This window comes from Nostoc sp. FACHB-190 (assembly GCF_014696905.1).
Lineage (GTDB): Bacteria > Cyanobacteriota > Cyanobacteriia > Cyanobacteriales > Nostocaceae > Nostoc_B.
The window spans coordinates 163097-182336 of the sequence record NZ_JACJQW010000007.1; the positions used below are offsets into that span (position 1 = coordinate 163097).

At 39.5% G+C, this 19240-nt stretch carries 13 protein-coding genes; 8 read left to right on the plus strand and 5 right to left on the minus strand.

From position 1 onward, the window contains the following. Positions 1 to 2: 2 nt before the first annotated feature. Entirely contained in the window at positions 3 to 2141 is a 2139-nt protein-coding gene (locus H6G28_RS11215; RefSeq protein ID WP_190590087.1) for a PAS domain S-box protein, read from the minus strand. Between the two features lie 307 nt (positions 2142 to 2448). Between H6G28_RS11215 and petJ the strand changes: the two genes are divergently transcribed. From petJ to H6G28_RS11250, 7 genes are all read left to right on the plus strand, one after another. Beyond that, the gene (gene petJ / locus H6G28_RS11220) at positions 2449 to 2784 is read left to right on the plus strand and encodes a cytochrome c6 PetJ (RefSeq protein ID WP_190590088.1); all 336 of its coding nucleotides are present in this window, start codon (positions 2449 to 2451) and stop codon (positions 2782 to 2784) included. Positions 2785 to 2868: 84 nt separating this feature from the next. Continuing rightward, a complete protein-coding gene (locus tag H6G28_RS11225; protein ID WP_190670784.1) occupies positions 2869 to 3783 on the plus strand; it encodes a tetratricopeptide repeat protein in 915 nt (304 codons plus the stop codon). Positions 3784 to 4014: 231 nt separating this feature from the next. Beyond that, positions 4015 to 4227 (plus strand): hypothetical protein, encoded by a 213-nt coding sequence (locus tag H6G28_RS11230; RefSeq protein WP_190670786.1) that lies wholly within the window; start codon positions 4015 to 4017, stop codon positions 4225 to 4227. A gap of 224 nt (positions 4228 to 4451) precedes the next feature. Further along, positions 4452 to 6545 (plus strand): TonB-dependent receptor plug domain-containing protein, encoded by a 2094-nt coding sequence (locus H6G28_RS11235; protein WP_190670788.1) that lies wholly within the window; start codon positions 4452 to 4454, stop codon positions 6543 to 6545. Between the two features lie 567 nt (positions 6546 to 7112). Beyond that, on the plus strand, positions 7113 to 9596 hold the full coding sequence (gene hetF / locus H6G28_RS11240) for a cell division protein HetF (RefSeq protein ID WP_190670790.1): 2484 nt from the start codon (positions 7113 to 7115) through the stop codon (positions 9594 to 9596). A 163-nt stretch (positions 9597 to 9759) separates the two neighbouring features. Beyond that, positions 9760 to 9939 (plus strand): photosystem II assembly protein Psb34, encoded by a 180-nt coding sequence (gene psb34, locus H6G28_RS11245; protein ID WP_190590093.1) that lies wholly within the window; start codon positions 9760 to 9762, stop codon positions 9937 to 9939. A gap of 480 nt (positions 9940 to 10419) precedes the next feature. Further along, positions 10420 to 12633: a tetratricopeptide repeat protein gene (locus tag H6G28_RS11250; protein WP_190590094.1), complete on the plus strand. Its 2214-nt coding sequence runs from the start codon at positions 10420 to 10422 to the stop codon at positions 12631 to 12633. A 191-nt stretch (positions 12634 to 12824) separates the two neighbouring features. Here H6G28_RS11250 and metX read toward each other — a convergent pair whose 3' ends face one another. After that, positions 12825 to 13967, minus strand: a complete 1143-nt coding sequence (gene metX / locus H6G28_RS11255; protein ID WP_242054530.1) for a homoserine O-acetyltransferase MetX — start codon at positions 13965 to 13967, stop codon at positions 12825 to 12827. Between the two features lie 408 nt (positions 13968 to 14375). After that, entirely contained in the window at positions 14376 to 15680 is a 1305-nt protein-coding gene (locus H6G28_RS11260; protein ID WP_190670792.1) for an O-acetylhomoserine aminocarboxypropyltransferase/cysteine synthase family protein, read from the minus strand. Positions 15681 to 15904: 224 nt separating this feature from the next. On the opposite strand from H6G28_RS11260, the gene H6G28_RS11265 reads away from it, so the two are divergent. Further along, positions 15905 to 16483, plus strand: coding sequence for a hypothetical protein (locus H6G28_RS11265; protein ID WP_313949903.1), 579 nt, complete (start codon positions 15905 to 15907; stop codon positions 16481 to 16483). Positions 16484 to 16538: 55 nt separating this feature from the next. Here H6G28_RS11265 and H6G28_RS11270 read toward each other — a convergent pair whose 3' ends face one another. Together H6G28_RS11270 and H6G28_RS11275 are read right to left on the minus strand one after the other, a co-directional pair. Continuing rightward, positions 16539 to 18413 (minus strand): DUF3137 domain-containing protein, encoded by a 1875-nt coding sequence (locus H6G28_RS11270; protein WP_190670795.1) that lies wholly within the window; start codon positions 18411 to 18413, stop codon positions 16539 to 16541. Positions 18414 to 18445: 32 nt separating this feature from the next. Further along, complete coding sequence (locus tag H6G28_RS11275) at positions 18446 to 19015, minus strand: LemA family protein (protein ID WP_190590098.1); 570 nt, start codon at positions 19013 to 19015, stop codon at positions 18446 to 18448. Positions 19016 to 19240 lie beyond the last annotated feature (225 nt).

Here is a 19240-nt window from a genome sequence, read left to right on the forward strand (position 1 = left end):
GATTATGATAGACCAAGATGGATAGGAATTTCGATTTGAAATTCAGCGCCTTGTTCTGGTGTGGATAGACAAGTGAGTTTTCCTTTGTGCTTGTTGACAATAATTTGATAGCTAATTGATAAACCTAATCCTGTTCCCACACCGACGGGTTTAGTTGTAAAGAAAGGGTCAAATAAACGTTTGAGTAAATTTTCTGGAATACCTGGCCCATTATCAATAAACCGAATGATAATGTGTTTGGTGTTTGATACAAAAGTCTGAATGCGGATAGAACTAGGGTTTTCTTGGATTTGTGCGAGAGAACGTTTTTGATCTCGTTCTTCTAAAGCATCTAAAGCATTGACCAAAATGTTCATAAACACCTGATTTAAGTGTCCTGGATAGCATTCTACTAAAGGTAAGTTGCCATATTCTTTGATAACTGCGATCGCTGGACGGTTATGTTGTGCCTTGAGGCGATGGGTTAAAATTACTAAAGTGCTATCAATGCCAGAATGAATATCTACAGCTTTACACTCTGCTTCATCCATCCGCGAAAAATTCCGTAGGGAAAGCACAATCTGTGAAATTCGTTCTGCGCCTATCTTCATTGAGGAAAGTAATCGAGGTAAATCTGCTATCAAAAATTCTAAGTCAATAGCATTGATGTGGTCTTGAATCACTTTTTCAGGATGAGGATAGTGTTGTTGATAAAGCCCAATTAAATCTAATAAATTTTGAATGTATTCGGTAGCAGGTTGGATATTACTGTAAATAAAGCTAGTGGGATTGTTGATTTCGTGAGCAACTCCAGCAACTAACTGACCAATAGATGACATTTTCTCACTTTGGATCAGATGAGCTTGAGTATATTGCAATTCTTTGAGGGTTTTCTCTAAATCTTGGGCTTTTTGTCGCAGACACTCTTCCACAGCTTTGAGTTCACTAATATCTCTAGCAACTGTTGATAAATATTCAACTTGTCCATCAGGTGATTTGTGGGCAATTATCAATTGCGAAAGGGGAATTTCTTTGCCATCTGCGCCTAAGAGTGCGGTTTCTCCTACCCAATTACCACAGCGAATTGATTCCGGTATCCCTTGATTAAGGATAATTTCATTTGTCCATTGGGGATGATTTTGAGATAAATTTCTACCTTGAAATGATTCTGTTTCTGACAATCCCAACATTCGGCGAGCAGCTTGATTAAAGTAGAGAACTTGTCCAGTTAAATCAGCAGTACTAATAAAATCTGGTGCGGCTTCAAGAATGGCTAAAAGTTTGGCTTTTTCTTTTTCAACTTGTTGGCGATCGCTCTCATCACGAGATACACCGACTGTCATCACAATTTCACCTTTTTCGTTGCGAATGGCAGATTTGATTGTGTGAAATAAGCGTACTTCGCCATTATATCTAGTCACTTTTTCTTCGGGAATTTCTAAAGTATTTCCTGTTTCAAATACATAAGCATCATCTTTAATATATTGGAGTGTATTATCCGCTTCATTAAAAGGCGCATCAATCAAATCTTTGAGTTCCGATGCGCTCATCCCGTAATAATCACGAAAAGCTTTATTTGCCCAAATAATGCGTGAGTTAGCACCTTTAACTAATACCATATCAGTAATAGCATCTAAGATAGACTGATATTTTTTTTCATTTTCTCGTATAGCTTTTATCGAATTATTAACTTCCGTGAAATCTTTGACAATTGAAATAATACTAATTATTTGACCATTTAAATCAAAAACAGGAATGTTAGACCATTCACAAACAATTATTTTTTGATTTTTGTCTATATTTTCGTTCAGATTGACATTATTTTTTGCTTCTAACTGTTGCAGGAATGACTGCATAATCATGCTCACTTCTGTTCTTGAGTTTTCTGGCACCAATAATTCGATGACATTGCAACCAAGAACTTCATGTTTGCTATAGCCAAATAATTTCTCAGCCGCCAAATTCCATTCGGTAACTTCAAAGGCTGCATTCCACTCAATTATCGGCAACGGGTTGTATTGGGTTAGTAATAGAAGTTTATTTTGTAGCTGTTGTAATTGTTGCTCTGGGGATGGGAACGCAATTTCTGGACAAGCTGTGTGGGAATTCACAGAACAATTCTTAACATTATTGGGCTGAATATTTTGTATTTGTGAGTTCATTTTAAATTTGAGGCATTATATAAGTTTAGTTTGGTTATTAAATTTAGAATGCCCTTTTATTAAAGCTATGTAACATTCTGCCGGATAAATGTGAGGCTTAATCTGCTACCAATTGCATACTGATTGCGAGTATAGCAAGAGTGCGATCGCTGATTTTGATCTGAGTTTTTCTTAACTGCTGAAATCCCCTATTCACAATCATTACAGCGAAGTTTGACAGCCTGTCTTTTGACGAGGGGATTTTCATCAATTGACAATTAAGAATGATATCGTCCGAAATGTACGTTGGTTTCAGAGAGAACACTCCATGAAAAAAGTTATTTCCGTTTTGCTGTTAGGCATTGCCATCTTCACTTTTGCCTTCAGCACCCCAGCTTTAGCCGCCGACACCGACAACGGAGCTAAAGTATTTAGTGCTAATTGTGCTTCTTGTCATGCAGGCGGTAAAAATTTAGTTAACGCTGCCAAGACATTGAAAAAAGAAGATTTAGAAAAGTATGGGATGTACTCCGCAGAAGCCATTATTGCTCAAGTAACAAATGGTAAAAATGCCATGCCTGCTTTTAAAGGTCGTCTAAAAGCTAATCAAATTGAAGATGTCGCTGCTTACGTGTTAGACAAGGCAGACAAAAGCTGGAAGTAGAGTATAGATTAGTATAGTCTTACAAACTGCGGGGCGAATTGTCCCGCAGATTATGTTGTTTTGCCGAAATTGTCGATGATAATTATGACTAATTTTTGGCGGTTTTTATTCAGTTTGCTAGTTGTGTTTTCTTTGACTTTTGCGAGTCAGCTTTTATTGCCGTCAACATCCCTGGCTCAAAGTGTCTCTAACCAGTCTGTGGATTTAGGCGTTGTGCAGATGCAGCAAGGCAATTATGAACTAGCCATAGTTCACTTTAATCAAGCAATTGCCCAGAACGAAAAAAATGCTGTGGCTTATAGTAATCGTTGTTTGGCTTATCTCCATTTACAAGATTACCATCAAGCGATCGCTGATTGTACACAAGCAATAAATTTTTCGCCAAATAATGTGGAAGCTTATCTGAATCGCGGATTAGCCCATTACAGACAAGGTAATTATCTCAGTGCAATTGACGATGATAATTTAGCGATCGCTCACAAACCCCAAGATTTTCGCGCCTACTATAATCGGGGTGTAGCGCATAACGCCATTGGTGATCACACATCTGCAATCACTGATTTTAATTTGGCACTAACACAAATTCCATCAGTAGCCAATATATTCTTTGCAGATATTTACAATGATAGAGGTTTAGCGCATTTTCAGTTGCATAACTTAGATGCAGCAATGCAAGACTTTCACTTAGCGATTCGCTTCAACGCAGATGATTACCGAGCTTATTTTAACCTTGGTTGCGTCTGTGGTCGTAACGGAGACAACAACGCCGCCGTCAATCATTTTTCCGAAGTGATTAGATTAGATCCGAGTAATGGTCAAGCGTATTTGAATCGCGCCATAGCTCAATATTATCTAGGGTACAATCAAAGAGCGATCGCAGATTTAAACAAAGCATCTGAGTACTTTGAACAGCAAAACCAAAAAATTGCCTACGAGAGAACCAAAGATTTACTCCACCGTTTGCAGCAAGAAGTTCAACTTGCAATTCAAATAGGTTAGTTCCACCTCATCAACAGGTAATTTATCCGTTGTTGTAGAGACGTTGTATACAACGTCTCTACTGTGTTTCAGTATGCTATATTTTTTATTGGACAATAGACAAAAGTATTGCAATTATGTCTATTTATTATATTTAAAAATATTGAATTTATTTCATTGCTTTGCAAACATCAAAATTAGACAAAACCTAAATTCATCGGTCTAATATTTGCAAATCAAGGAGCAAAGCTAATGACAAATATCACAATTAATCAATTAAATATTCTTGGTTATGAACTGTTTAATGATTCTGAAAGCTTTCTTGACGGGCTAAATAGTCAAGAAATCCTATCTCTTCAAGGTGGTTTTTATTCAGCACTATCTGGATTTAGTACAGGCTATGGTGGTTTCGGTAGCTATGGTGGTTTCGGTGGCTATGGCTTTGGATATAATTCCTACTGTTAGGTGTTAATTGATGAGTAAGTTAATTAACTAGAAGAGTAACTATGATTACTCTCTAGTTTTTTCTTAGTTTAAATAAATTTTGCAGACCAATAATCTATAACCCTAATATTTGCTTGATTTATGAATCTTTGATGATAAATATGACAATCTGTCATTTGACAATATTTTACAGTAACCGCAACAATACCTAGCAGTGATTATTGTTACTTGGTGTGAGACGAGAAGTGAAAAAAAATTGTTGGTTGCTGGTTGCTTTACCAAATTTGCTGATAAATTTACCTGCTGAAGCCATTGAGACTGAAATTCAACAGCAAGCTGATACTGAATTAACTCCGGTAACTTCAACTATTTCTGACTTAAAAGACATTGACTTACCGATTACTCGTGCTGAATTACTAACTCAAGAAACGAATAATGATATAGAATTTAAACAAGAAACTCCGCCAGAAACAGAAACCCAACCTGCGGATAATGCAGATATTTCTACAGAAGTAATTGGGGAACAAGATACTTTCTCTGGCTCTACACCTGTTTATGTAATTGAAAAAGAAGAAATTCAAAAACAAGGTGCTACCAGCGTTGCAGATGTTTTAAAAAGATTACCTGGGTTTGCGATTAATGATGTCGGTCATGGCGCAGATATTCACACAGGCACATATTATCGCGGCGCGTCAATTAACCAGTCTGTATTTTTAATTAATGGCAGACCGATTAATAATAATATCAACACTTATCACGGCACAACCGATTTAAATAGCATTCCAGTAGAATCAATCGAACGAGTCGAATTATCTAGCGGTGTCGCTTCTACTTTGTATGGTTCCTCCGCTTTTGGTGGAGTTGTGAATATTATCACCAAAGAAGGCTATGGAAAACCAAAGCTAACTGGTAGTGTGGAATATGGCTCCTTAAGTTTAAATAATCAACAGACTAGTTTTAGTGGTTCAGTTGGGGCGGCGAGATATAATTTCAGTTTTGAAAGGTTGTTTACCGATAACCGTTATCGTGTGCCTGTAGGTGCAGCCAATAGAGATTCTCAAGGTTTTTTATTCAATGCAGATACAGCCACAAGTACCTATTTTGGTAACATCGGCATAGATTTAAATACTCGCAATACCTTAAATTTAGATGTAACTGCATTGAGTAGCCGTCGCGGTTTAATTTATTTTGGTTTTCCGCTACAAAGAGACCGTTTAGACCATGATGGCTTGAATGTTGGTTTATCTTGGAAAGCTCGGTTAGGAAATGGCGATCGCTCTAATTTAACCACTACCATTGGTTACAATCAAAACTATTTCAGCACCTACGGGCCGACAGGTAACTTTTATCGCACAGGGGCTTTGGATACACAACAGTTTTCCGCCAGAGTAGACCATGAGTGGCAATTAGGGCAAAGCAATAAATTACGCTGGGGATTAGATTTAAAAAATACTAACTTAAACGGTGATGTTTTAAGTACCAGTCCACAGCGTATTGCTAATAATGAAACCGAAAACCGAGATTTATTAAACACAGCTTTATTTGCTGTTAATAGTTGGAATATCAGCAAAAATTTTCAACTCGATTTAGGACTCAGGCAGAGTTTTGATACAGAATTTGGTAACTATCTTAATCCGAGCGTCGGCTTGCGTTATGCCCTCACCCCCACACTTGCAATGCGGGGAAGTTGGGCTGGCGGACAACGTAACCCCGGACTAGACCAGTTATATGTTTATGACACAGTACATGGTTGGGAACCAAACCCTGATTTAGACCCCGAAACCGGTTCGAGTTGGACTGCGGGAGTAGATGTCAAATTTGCCGAGAATTTAACTGGACAGTTTACTTATTTCGGCAGCAGTATCGATAATCGTCTCGGTATTGTAGCTGGACGCTGGGCAAATATTGGGCTGGTAGATACCAACGGTTTAGAAGCAGCCTTACAACTCAGACTCAATTCTGGCTGGTCAACTTTTCTCAACTACACCTACACAGATGCTCAAATTAAAACAGGCTCAGAAAGAGGCTTGCAGTTGGGTTTGATTCCCTATTCTTTACTACAAGCTGGTGTTGGGTATCAAAATTCTGGTTGGCAAGCTAACTTGTACATGACCTACAACAGTGGTGCAAGACGAGCCTTATTTAATCGAACCGGCGACCAAATTACCGATTTTGCCCCATCCTATTTCAACTTAGATTTTAGTGGTCGCATCCCTGTAGCTGGCAATTTAGGATTGACAGTTTACCTAGAAAACTTACTGGGTGAACAATACGAGCGAGTAAATCGTATTTATAGTCCTGGGTTTACCTTTCGTTTGGGGTTAAGCTCAAGTTTGTAGACAGTTCAGTTAAGGCAATAACTTAGACTGGTTTAGGTTGGGTGGAGGAACGGAACCCAACATTCACGCATACTTTGTTGGGTTCCGCTATCGCTACACCCAACCTACTATTCTCTTAACTATCAGGTGTTTCAACTAGAAATATCGTCCTAACCTAAAAGGCGAGAGAGGAGCAACGAAAAATGTGGGTTTTAACCCGGATTTCTCACCACACCTTTCAAAGCCTGTGCAGGGGAGCAGGGGAGCAGGGGAGCAGGGGAGAATGAAGGTACTCTCTCCCCTGCCCCTCCGCACCTCTGCCCCTCTGCCCCATCAAACGCCTGAAGCTTGTGAGAAATGTGGGTTTTAAGCCCCTACTCCTCTGCTCCCTTTTGCCAGACATAATATGAGAGGCTGCTAAAAATGTTCTCCACTTGTCATAATGGGGAATGAGCATTGTTTGAGCATGAGGATTTAGTGTAGGCCTATACTAAAATTTAATGTTCAAAAACAAAAATCCAGGTTCGAGCATCTATTGAGTATGAATGAGGGTTTGACAGCAAAAAACATTGAGATTGCGTTACTTGTATGGAATTTCACATTTCCGTAACTCCAGTAGGGCAGAATGACTACTTGGTGCGAACGGAACAAGTCGCGCCTGGGGTGCCATTGGCAGAAGAACTGGTGACATGGCCTGTAGCTGATTGGTTAGCAGCCGCAGGACACCTGATGAATGACCCATTAAAGTCGGTGTTACAGGGTGATGCGATCGCCAGAAACTCTGTAAACTTGGTGGCATTGGGTCAGCAATTTTATAATGCCCTATTTCATGGCACTCTCAGAGATAGCTGGATTACTGCTCAAGGCATTGCTCAAAACCATCAACAAGTACTGCGCTTGCGGTTAGGTCTCAAGGACAATAGATTAGCACGTTTACCTTGGGAAGTCATGCACGCAGGCGATCGACCTTTGGCGACTGGGCCTTATGTGGCGTTTTCGCGCTACCAAAGCGGCATTCTCAACACTGGTCGTCTGCCATCCAGGAATTTACCACAATTACCCGAAGATGGGATAGTGCGCGTTTTAATGGTGCTGGCATCTCCCACAGACCAAATGCGCCTGGGTTTGTTGAAACAAGAAGCACTGAGACTACAAGCCGAATTACACCGTCATCCGGCTCGCAATGTTGACAGTAGCACTCCCATACCAGAAATTGAACTGACGATTTTAGATCAACCAGGCAGAGAAGAATTAACCCAAGCCCTCGAACAAGGTAGATACCAAGTTCTCCATTATTCTGGTCATAGTAACTTAGGCCCCAACGGTGGCGAAATTTATCTCGTTAGTAGCAGAACAGGTTTAACTGAAACCCTCACAGGCGATGACCTAGCCGGGTTACTCGTCAATAATAATATTCAAATGGCTGTGTTTAACTCTTGTTTGGGAGCATACACAGCTACCACTGACGCAACAGAAGACACTGGTGAACAAAACCTCACCGAAAGTTTAGTCCGACGCGGAATTAAATGCGTTTTAGCAATGTCAGAACGCATCCCTGATGAAGTTGCCCTCACCCTCACCCAGCTTTTATATCGCAACCTGAGTCAAGGCTATCCGGTGGATTTATGTGTAAGTCGAGTGCGTCAGGGATTAATCTCGGCCTATGGTTCCCACCAAACTTATTGGGCTTTACCAATTTTGTATCTCCAACCCGAATTTGATGGTTTTCTGGGGACAGAACTTCCAACTTTTACCAGTACAGAATCACTGACGGACAATAGCCGCAGTATCAAAGCAACTTCGACCACAGCTTATTCTGTGATGACTGATGAAGCACAGATATCTTTACCCATTGATGACATGATGCCAGATTTGGGTAATGGGGCTGGGGATTTAGATTGGTTGGGTGAAGAGACTTGGGGCGATTTAGTTGATGAAATTGAATATGATGATCCTAGTTATGCAGAAGATTCGGCGATCGTTTCTGATTTATTTCGCCAGCTAGATCAGCATTCAGCTAACAACAATGGTACATCACCACTCAAAGGTGATACACCAAACCACAACGAACATATTTTTCCGGCTAAACCAATTAATAGTGAAGTTACGCCCATTAATCAACCAGGATTATGGGGAAACACCAACACTACACCCCAGGAAACTGCACCCAGTCAGGAACAAGAATGGCGTAACCCGCATTTGGCATCGTTACCCACATCACCACCAAAACCTCGCCGTGTAGATGCGCGGATGATTTGGGGTATTGTGGGGGTAGGTGCGATCGCTACTTTGATTGGTTTTGGTTGGTGGTGGCAAACTCGACGCGCACCAATGTTTGCCGATATCCCTAAAATTCCCGTTCAGCAATCTTTATCGAACGAAATTAATTCTAAAATCAACCTGCAAACCAGTCCCACAGGGGTGATTGCGACTAGCGCCACTGAAAAATTAAGCCAAGGAGACTTGTCGGGGGGGTTGGTCGCTGTGGAAGAATTATTAAATCGTAACGCACTGCAATCTGCCCAAACTGCCTTAAATATTGTGCCGAAAAAGCAAGAGAATGATGCTGCACTCAACTTTTTTAAAGGCAGACTAGCTTGGCAGCTAATTCAAACCGGAGATAGAAAATATACCATTGATGATGCCCGTCGTTTTTGGGCAACGGCTGTGAAAGCTGAACCAAACTCAGTTTTATATAACAATGCTGTGGGATTTGCTTATTATGCAGAAGGAAATGTTACCAGAGCTAATGATGCTTGGTTCAAGGCGCTGAATTTAGCTTTAAATCAGCCACAATCTGCCTATAGTGCGTCACTTTCTGTACAGAAAAATCAAGTTCCCCAAGATGCTTTGACTGCCTACGCAGGTTTAGCATTGGGTTTGTATAAATCAGCACGCTCTCAACCCGCATCAAAGCACGACCAATACATGAAAGAAGCGATTAAGCTGCGTCAATTGGTGATTTCCCAAGACCCGGTAAACTTTCAGGTAAATAAATTAAGTAATAATTGGCTGTGGACAGAAGCTGCCATTGCCGATTGGCGATCGCTCCTAGAACAAAAAATTGAGTGATGGGCTGGGAGCTAGGGAACTGCATCACATTTGCTTGACAATTTAGCCAATAAGTGTTATTTGATAGACAGAAAATGTAACAAATTGTTTTTGAAAGTGAGAGCAGAACAGATAAGTATTTGTAACATTAAATAATAATGTTCAGAACTTAAGGAATTACTTCATGCCCTACACGAATGAAGAAGGTGGTCGTCTTAACAATTTTGCCCAAGAGCCAAAGGTTTATCGAGCAGAACCTCCAACAGCAGAGCAGAAGCGTAACTACATTATCCTCGGTGTTGCCGCGACAGTTTTAGTCGGCGGCTTAATTGTTGTTGCCTTCTCGGTTTCTAATCTCAGTTAATTAAAGCGGTAGTCAGAGATATTAGGACAACTTAAAAGCTGGAATGCCAGGAAAAATAAGACTTTTCCTCCTGCCTTCTGCCTCCTGTAATAACATTGTTTTTGGAAAAAAATTAATTTTTGTTGGTGTTGCAGGTTTTCATCGTTAGGGGAACCTGTTTTTTCTTTGTCATGTCAACAGTCCCAAGTCAGAATATAGCGTTTTTCATTCCCATGAGGTACATCAATCTAGCCTCTAGCCCCTATCAACTGGTACGGCACTCAACCGAAAAACGCTGTATTGCTGAGTCAAGGCATGAAATTTTAAGTTTTTGCTTGACAATTGCCGTCATAGTTAAATAACGTTCAGTTAAGAAGAATCGCAACTAGGTAAGCCACTTGCGTGGTCATCTAGGGCTGTGGGAAGATTACCCCGGACTAGATCAATCTAATTGCACCTTTGATCCGGTGATGTACATTGTTTTTTGGCTGTTGAGCCACCATGAGCGTGAATGATTCAGCACACCACGATAATTTTGCTTGGAATCGGCAAGTATATCACCGTTTGAAACTTGCCCTGAGTTTGGGCTTAAGAAGACAACTGTTTTTAGCCGTCTGCGACGATTTACAACTGCGAAATCAAGTAGCAGCGAGATTACACTCCACTTTGGCTTATCCAGTGGGGCAAGTTTTATATCAACCCCAAGATGGACAGGAAACTAGCAGCACTCCGGCTTATCCGCGATTAGTAACTTTGCGGTTAAATTTAAATGAGCCTAATCCTGTAGCCCAGATAAATCAATGGCTGGCTAATTATCCGCCGCCCATTGTTGGTGCATCTCCAGATCACCCTGGCAGGCCTTTGCCAATACCGACATTTCAAATTGTCGGCGTAGAACAGTTAACTAAGCAACCCGTAGCCGTTCAACGGTTGTTTTTACATTATCTGCGCCTTTGTGACGAAGCTTTTTCTAGCCAAGAATCTAGCGGGTTTCTCGAATCGACGGTGTTGTTGTGGGTATCGCGTCCTTGGTTGTCAGCTATTCAGCAGTCAGCACCCCAGTTTTGGCGTTGGCGGACGGGAATATTTACCTTTGCGGGAGAACCTTCACCTGCAAAGCGCAATGTTAATTATCCCGAACGTGTATCTAATTCCAAGAATTTGGATTTTGGGAATTTAGAAGGGACTAGTGTCAACGAATCAACAATTGATACTCCACCCAAAGCCCCACCGCCCCCAGAACCCAAATTTGGCAAAAATGGTCATGGTACAGTTCCTACAGACACACCAGCAAAGCAGGTTAGTAGGGTTCTAGATATTCCGCCACCACCGCCGGGATTTATTAAGCATGAGTCACAATCGGCTGTTCAAGTTAGTGAAATTACTACTCCCTCACTGTCTTCCATATCACATATTAGCCAGGAGTTAACAGAGTTAGTTTTAGCCACGATTAATGCCAAGGGTAATCAAGAAGAAGAGGATAATTGGCAGCCACAACAAATTTTATTAGCCATTGAAGAATTACACATCAAGCAAGCTGCAAAAGAAGATTTGGCAGCAGCTTATCATCAGTTGGGTAACTTATATCGCCTGCGGATTGAACAAGGCAATTCCACCCTAGAAAACTTGATGGTGGCGATTTTAGCTTATCAAGAAGCGATCGCCTATGATGATCAATCACCACAATTACCCGATATTCTCAATGATTTAGGTACATTGTATTGGATGTTGTACCGCACACCACCCAATCTTGAGGCGGGACAAAATTACATTGAACAGGGAATTGAATTTTATCAGTTGGCGTTGAAGATGATTTCACCGCAGACTCACCCAGAAACTTATGCGCGAGTGCAGAATAATTTGGGAACAGCTTACGGTGATTTAGCAAGATTTTCTCACCCTGCGGAAAACTGGCAACAGGCGGTTTTAGCTTATACAGAAGCCTTGGCTTACCGCACTGTGGAAATGGATATGTTGAAATATGCGGCTTGCCAAAATAATTTAGGTACAGCTTACTGGCATTTAGGGCAATATAATCAACCAGTAGTGCATCTGAAAAAAGCGATCGCAGCTTATAACCAAGCACTCGCTCATTATAATGCCGAACAAGAACCACTCAAATACGGCATGATTCAAAATAATATCGGCACTGCCTTTTGGAATTTAGCCCAATACGAACAACCCGCCGACAATCTTCAGCAAGCTATTGATGTTTACTGCGAAGCTTTAAAATATCGCACCGCCGCCAATGTTCCCACTGCTTGCGCCGCCACCCAAAATAATTTAGCCACAGCTTATTGGCATCTGGCAAACTTACCGCAAACCACAAAAGAACGCAAGCAAAAGTTACTCAAATTATCAATTATTGCTTACGAAGAAGCCATTGCATTAGCGCATTCTTTGAATGGAATACCATTGAGCTTTGATTTGTTTGCTGCTCATAATAACTTAGGATTAGCCCATTATCAGTTAGTTACAGATAGTTATTTTAATGGGGATAAACCGACGCGATCGCACCATTTAGAAATAGCATTAGATCACCATTTGCAAGCCTTAAACGGATTAAGCAAACAACCAGAAGCTTATCAAACCACCTTTGCTTATGTAGTCAAAACAATCCGCGCCTTCCATAACGAATTAGGCATTCAAGGGCAGAATTTGGCTTTATCAAAAGTTCCTGGTCAATTATTACCAGAAATTCTGGCAAAGTTATAAATTTAAGATTTATAGCGAAGGCAGAAGGCAGGAGGAAAAGTCTTACTATTCTGGGCATTCAAGCTTTGAAATAATTGCTATCAGTCTTGTATGTATGGACAAAATTACAGCAATTTTTAAGTAAATGAGGTATACCATGAGTATTAAGTAATGAGTCATAAGTATTGATTAATAAGTAAATTTCTGACTCATTACTCATTACTTTTTTCAGTTAGTTGCTGTACCTCATAAACATCAAATCTGCTATGTGATGTGCCGATTAGCTTATCAGAGAAGGTTTTTAAACTTAAAGATTGCCGAAAGTTAATCAATAGCTCATTTAAAGCTGCTGTATCAATTAAAAAAGCATCGTGACCATAACTAGATTGTAACCAACCTAGTTGAGCATGAGGGATGAAATCTGCGAGTTCTTGTTGCTCTATCGGCGGATAAAGAATGTCAGAATCAATAGCCACAACTAAAGCAGGTTGTTTAATGCTTTGCAAAACAGATTTATAGTCTCGACCTTGAGCAATATCATGACTATCCATTGCTTGGGTGAGAGTTATGTAAGTGTTAGCATCAAATCTCTGCACTAGTTTTTGTCCATGATGTTGTAGATAACTAGCGATCGCAAATTGATCAGCCACACCATCATATTGTCGTCCAAAACGTTCTGTAAAGCTTTGCCAAGAACGATAAGCACTCATCGCTATCATCCTTGCTACTGCTAGTCCTTGGCTGGGTGGTTGTTCTTTTGTGTAGTTACCCCCTTGCCAATTAGGATCAGCATAGATAGCCTGTCTTTGGGCTTCACTCAAGCCAATACACCAAGCTGAATGTCTACCGGAAGTGGCAATAGGGGCGATCGCTTGTACAATGTTTGGATATAATAACGCCCACTCTAGTACCTGCATCCCACCCAGTGAGCCACCAATGACTAGCTGTAAAGATTTAATTCCCAGATGTTGAATAAATGCAGCTTGTAAGCGCACCATATCCCGAATCGTAATTGCTGGAAATGATGCACCGTAAGGGATTCCAGTTTGGGGATTGATGCTCGTTGCTCCTGTTGTACCGTAGCAGCTGCCCAAAATATTGCTACATATAATAAAATCGCGATCGCTATCTAGTGCTTTGTTTGCACCCAACAAACCTTCCCACCATTCGTCAGCATCAGCCGAACCAGTTAAAGCATGACAAATCAGTACTCCATTATCACCTGCTGAGTTTAACTTTCCCCAAGTCCGATAAGCAACCTGAACCCCAGTTAAAACCCCGCCTCCTTCTAACTCAAATGGCACTGGTAAATGATAATACTCAGTTTGTGGTGAAATGAAGTCCTGATAATTCATCTAATACTAACTAGGTGGGGAGTTGTTGCAGAGGGGTTGTTGACCAATGACCAAACAAGGCAAAAGTAAAAAGTTAAAAGGCAAAAGAAAGAAAAAGAATAAGGGTCACAAGCTCCTCTATACTCGAAGTTCAGGTCGCTGGTTTCCGGCGCTGTGACTTCGCGCTAAATTCATTTATGGAACGAAATAGGAACATTTATTTCGAGACGCATAGAGCGAGAAATAATACTTCCTTATTAAATCCCCTAAATTTATTTATGGGGATTATTTTTTTACTTTTAGGACTTACGCAAAAACTCTCTCTAACTCTTATAACTTCGTGTCCTTTGCGTCCTTTGCGGTTCGTTTCTTCATACTTTTGCGTAAGTCCTGACTTTTTACTTTTTACTTTTTACTTCTTAATATTGACTATTGACCAATCTTTTGAAATGCTTGCTCAAAATCGTCTTTAATATCGTCAATGTGTTCAATTCCCACAGAGACACGCACTAAATCAGGTGTCACACCGGCGGAAACTTGTTCTGTAGCACTTAACTGTTGATGAGTGGTGGAAGCAGGATGTATGACAAGGGTTTTAGCATCACCCACGTTGGCTAAGTGACTTGCCAATTTGACATGATTAATAAAGGTTTTACCTGCTTCTAGTCCCCCTTTGATGCCAAAATTTAATACGCCACCAAATCCGTGTCTCAGATATTTTTTGGCTCGCTCATGATAGGGGTGATGGGGAAGTCCGGGATAATTTACCCATGCTACTTGGGGTTGTTGTTCTAGCCACTGGGCTAATTCTAAGGCGTTGGAGATATGGCGATCTACACGCAAAGAAAGTGTTTCTAATCCTTGCAATAATAAAAATGCGTTAAATGGACTCAATGAGGGGCCGAAATCTCTTAAGCCTTCTACTCTGGCGCGAATAATAAAGGCAATGTTACCAAAGGGACTACCTACGCCAAATACCTCTTGAAAATTTAGCCCATGATAGCCAGGTGATGGTTCAGTAAATATGGGAAATCTGCCATTACCCCAGTCAAATTTCCCAGAATCGACAATTACGCCACCGATAGAAGTGCCGTGACCACCAATCCATTTAGTAGCAGATTCAACTACAATATCTGCACCATGTTCAATTGGTCGAGCCAAATAGCCGCCAGCCCCAAAGGTATTATCAACAATCAGGGGAATACCATGTTCATGGGCAATGTGAGCTAATGCTGCAAAGTCGGGAATATTGAATTGGGGATTGCCAATGGTTTCCACATACAATGCTTTTGTGCGATCGTCGATCGCCTGACGAAAATTCTCTACATCATCGCCCTCGACAAATTTGACATTGATTCCCAAACGTGGTAAAGAAACTTTAAATTGGTTATAGGTTCCCCCATATAAAAAACTGGTAGAAACAATATTATCTCCGGCTTGAGCGATCGTGCTGATAGCTAAGAACTGCGCCGCTTGACCGCTAGAAGTAGCTAATGCTGCTACACCCCCTTCTAAAGCTGCAATGCGCTTTTCAAACACATCTGTGGTCGGATTCATAATCCGCGTGTAAATGTTGCCAAACTCTTGCAGCGCAAACAACCGCGCCCCATGATCGGCATCATTAAAGACGTAAGAAGTTGTTTGATAAATCGGTACAGCACGAGCATTACTTCCTACTGCTGGTTCTTGTCCCGCGTGGACTTGCAAAGTTTCAAAGCGATATTTTTCAGACATAGAAAATTACAGACAGGCAATATATTTTAGTAAACCACTATAAAACTATCGGCTTTTAGTATTTTAGCATCCAAATTAAAAATCAAAAATTGTTAGACTGTTAACTTTCCGTAGTCAACAAACCAAATGGATGATTGGCTATAACAGAGTCAATCATCCCTGCACTAATCATCTCGATGAAATTTCCTCGATTTTTCAAGATTTGTGTTTCAATTTTTTTAGCTGTGGTTTGTCTAACTCTGTGGGTTAAATTGCAAGCGCCAGATGAGCGACGCGCTCAGGTTTGCCGTAATGCTAAACCTCTGGTTGAAGTCAAAGTTAATGATTATGATGAGCTAGGCATTTATTGGCATAGTGGCACATTTACTAGAAAAGTTTCTCTTGCTGGTAAAAGAGAAATTAAAGTCATCATTTTTCCTAAAGGGCTTTCTCCAAAAACATGGACAAAAATAGATTCATCATCGATTCAATATCTAGGTAAAGGCGGTGATGATAGTTGGCAAGATTGGTTACGTCCTGACTACTTTTATTTACTTGAAGTTCCGGCACAAACAACGGCTTTAGCTTTTGGAAGACTGTGTTATCGCAATGGAGATGCTGAAGTTGAGTCAATAAATAAGCTGACTCGCATTTCTCTCGGAAAGATAGTTATTAATGATAAAATTTATCTTTCTCATTTATATCCATTCCCCAAAATTACGGCATCGACTGTGATTGTAAATACAGGTAGTAATCAGCTTGATACTCTTGGTACTCAAACAGAGGTATATTTCACAAGAAAAAATATTCCTCTTGCGAATTAGGCTATCTGTTCAGATGGGGGTTTAGGAATGACAGGATTTTATTGGTGAATTAATCTTAATTTTTACCCCAAATATGTCGGTTGAGATTCAAGTCTTCCACAATATCCAACATGAGATTTATAGTTTCAAAATATTCTCGCATGGGGGCAAAGCTTAACATTTTTTTGAAAAGTTTAGGTTCAAAAATATCATCGGCATATTCAATAGCTATGTAAATCATATTTTGAACAAATGATACGTAAATATTCTTTTTCGCTCTTTTTCTAAATTGAACTAACTTAGTCATTAAATTTGTAGACAAAATATATCTGGCTTCTACTTGGTCATCTCCATAGACTGTGAAAAATTTACTAAACTCAAGGTCTTCTAGTTTAATTTGTTGTTCGTTTCTATTATTTAAGGCGTTAAGATTGGTATTTGCGAAGTTTGGTAAAACTATAGTCTTGCCGCTAATATTTTTATTAAAGTTGGCTTGAAAAAACAATCCTTTAAATACTGTTCGTCGAGAAACTTCGTTTCGCAAAATTTCTTCTTCAAAATGTTGATAATTGATTTGTTGCCCTCTTAATATCCTCAGTATTATATAAGGGACACTTTTAATTAACTTTGTGACTAATAATATCGAGTATAGCGGTAGTAGAAATCCAAAAACCATTCTGATGACCACAGGAGGTATCATCATTGAACTTAACATTTTTAAATGTTGGGAAAAAGTGAGATATTTAATCCAACGATGTTTTAATTCTACTTCTGTACAAATTTCCGAAAAGAAGATAGGCGTTTCATTAACTGTGCCGAAAATACATTCTTGTTGCTGAATATGATTTGGTTTTAGTAAGGTCTGAAAAATCTGGCTATGAATGAAAGCAGACAGAGTATATTGATTGTCATCTTCTGAGGCGTAACTAGCATAACTCAAAGTTTTATTAGTATTAATAAAATCAAAAATCTTTTGAATGATTTTTGTTTTAAATCCATGAGTATAAGTTTCTATTGCAGAAGTATAAAAAGCAATCCATCCCCATAAACAAGCCAAGAATCCAAATAAAAATAAAAAGATGATGAAGTATGGTAGGGGAATTTTTTGAACAAGGCAAAAAATAATATATTCTAGAGGAAAGAATTTAACTAATAAACAAAATATGATAAAAATAACAGTACTAACCAAGGAAACTGAGATGATTGTTTGTTTCCTAACCGATTCAAATTCTTTTAAATCTTCTAATAAATTATTTTGACAAAAGATTTTAAATTCAGATAAACTTCTCATTGTCATTTTGACAGGAGCAGTTTTTTCTGCTGGCTGTACGGTTTGAGACTGTAACTGAGAAGTGGATGGTAATAAAGTCGGAAGAAATTGTCTAGCCCAGATTTGGGTTACTTCTTGATCAAGATTAGTGAGTTTTTGGCAAAGTGCGATCGCATCTTCTAATTGTCCATTTCCCTGATAAGCTTTAACTAGCCACATCTGCCCTTGATAATAATCTTTGAATCCTGCATCAGTTCCTTGACAGAACGCCTCTAAAGCCTGAACAGCTTCAGCATAGTGGCGAAATCTGAGTGCTTTACTTCCTGTGGCGAGTAATTTGGCGGCTTGTTCGGCTGTGAGGAGTGTTTGATTTGGAACTATGGGAGTTGTTACTGAAGATTCCGTAGGTAAAGATTGAAGAATTTGCTGCGCCCAAGTCTGAATTTTTGGATGATTACTTTCTGCTAACTTTTGACAGCACAACCGCGCTGCTTGGTGTTGTCCAGTAAAGTGATATGCTTTCACCAATGCTGCTTGTGCCTGAAAAAATTCCTGACATTCAATCTCAGGAGTTGTTTCGCAGATTTGACAAAAGCTTTCCAAGAAACTGACTGCTTCTGCATAACGCTTGTGCTTCAAGGCTTCCAATCCTGACTGGAACAACTTTAAATCAGTTGACATGGAATTTTAGTTATTAAAAATTGCGTAAAATATCAGCTAAATAGATTTCTGACATTTACACTTTGTTTATCTTGAGATGAAATTTGGAATTGCATTTTTAACTGATAATTCATCCAAGACGCAAACAAATTTGTAGGAAACATTTCAACTGTATTGTTATATTCCGTGACAGCACTGTTATAAAATCTCCGGGCGGCGGAAATTTGTTCCTCGATTTCAGTTAGTGAATACTGTAACCGGATAAAATGCTCGTTGGTTTTGAGTTCGGGATATGCTTCGACTGTAACGATCAGATGATCTAGATTTCTCGATATTTGGTCTTCTATTCTAACTCTCGTATTATCACTTACACGTTCTGAGATTAATTTGGTTCTGAGTCTGACAATTTCTGTTAAAGTCTTCTGCTCAAATTGCATATATTTTTCTGCAATTGCTACAAGATTAGGTATTAAATCCCATCTTTTTTGCAACAATACATCAATTGTAGAAAACGCATAATCAACCTGATTTTTACTTTTAATTAGCTTGTTATAGAGGTTGGCGAATATAAAAGCAGCTATCAGCCAGAAAATAAATATTACTATAGCTGGTGAAATAGACATATTGGTAACGTCAATATCTAAACAGTATTTAACTCAACTTGTTTAGATTTTAATCTTTATTAATGTCTATAAAGAACAGTATGTTTGGGTAATTACTTTATTAAATTCTGGCTGGGTTCAGTATAAATAATGAAATCATCTCAGGAGAAGGAATAAATTAAACCTAACTTAAAATTAACAAGTGTGGATACTTCGACTGCGCTCAACCCTCTTTTAGTAAGGGTA

Excerpts from the sequence above, each read along its gene's own strand:
- H6G28_RS11225 (WP_190670784.1), top strand. The coding sequence starts at position 2,869 with ATGACTAATTTTTGGCGGTTTTTATTCAGTTTGCTAGTTGTGTTTTCT.
- petJ (WP_190590088.1), top strand. The coding sequence starts at position 2,449 with ATGAAAAAAGTTATTTCCGTTTTGCTGTTAGGCATTGCCATCTTCACT.
- psb34 (WP_190590093.1), top strand. The coding sequence starts at position 9,760 with ATGCCCTACACGAATGAAGAAGGTGGTCGTCTTAACAATTTTGCCCAA.
- H6G28_RS11275 (WP_190590098.1), bottom strand. The coding sequence starts at position 19,015 with ATGTCTATTTCACCAGCTATAGTAATATTTATTTTCTGGCTGATAGCT.
- H6G28_RS11215 (WP_190590087.1), bottom strand. The coding sequence starts at position 2,141 with ATGAACTCACAAATACAAAATATTCAGCCCAATAATGTTAAGAATTGT.
- H6G28_RS11260 (WP_190670792.1), bottom strand. The coding sequence starts at position 15,680 with ATGTCTGAAAAATATCGCTTTGAAACTTTGCAAGTCCACGCGGGACAA.
- H6G28_RS11230 (WP_190670786.1), top strand. The coding sequence starts at position 4,015 with ATGACAAATATCACAATTAATCAATTAAATATTCTTGGTTATGAACTG.
- metX (WP_242054530.1), bottom strand. The coding sequence starts at position 13,967 with ATGAATTATCAGGACTTCATTTCACCACAAACTGAGTATTATCATTTA.
- H6G28_RS11250 (WP_190590094.1), top strand. The coding sequence starts at position 10,420 with ATGAGCGTGAATGATTCAGCACACCACGATAATTTTGCTTGGAATCGG.
- H6G28_RS11270 (WP_190670795.1), bottom strand. The coding sequence starts at position 18,413 with ATGTCAACTGATTTAAAGTTGTTCCAGTCAGGATTGGAAGCCTTGAAG.
- hetF (WP_190670790.1), top strand. The coding sequence starts at position 7,113 with ATGGAATTTCACATTTCCGTAACTCCAGTAGGGCAGAATGACTACTTG.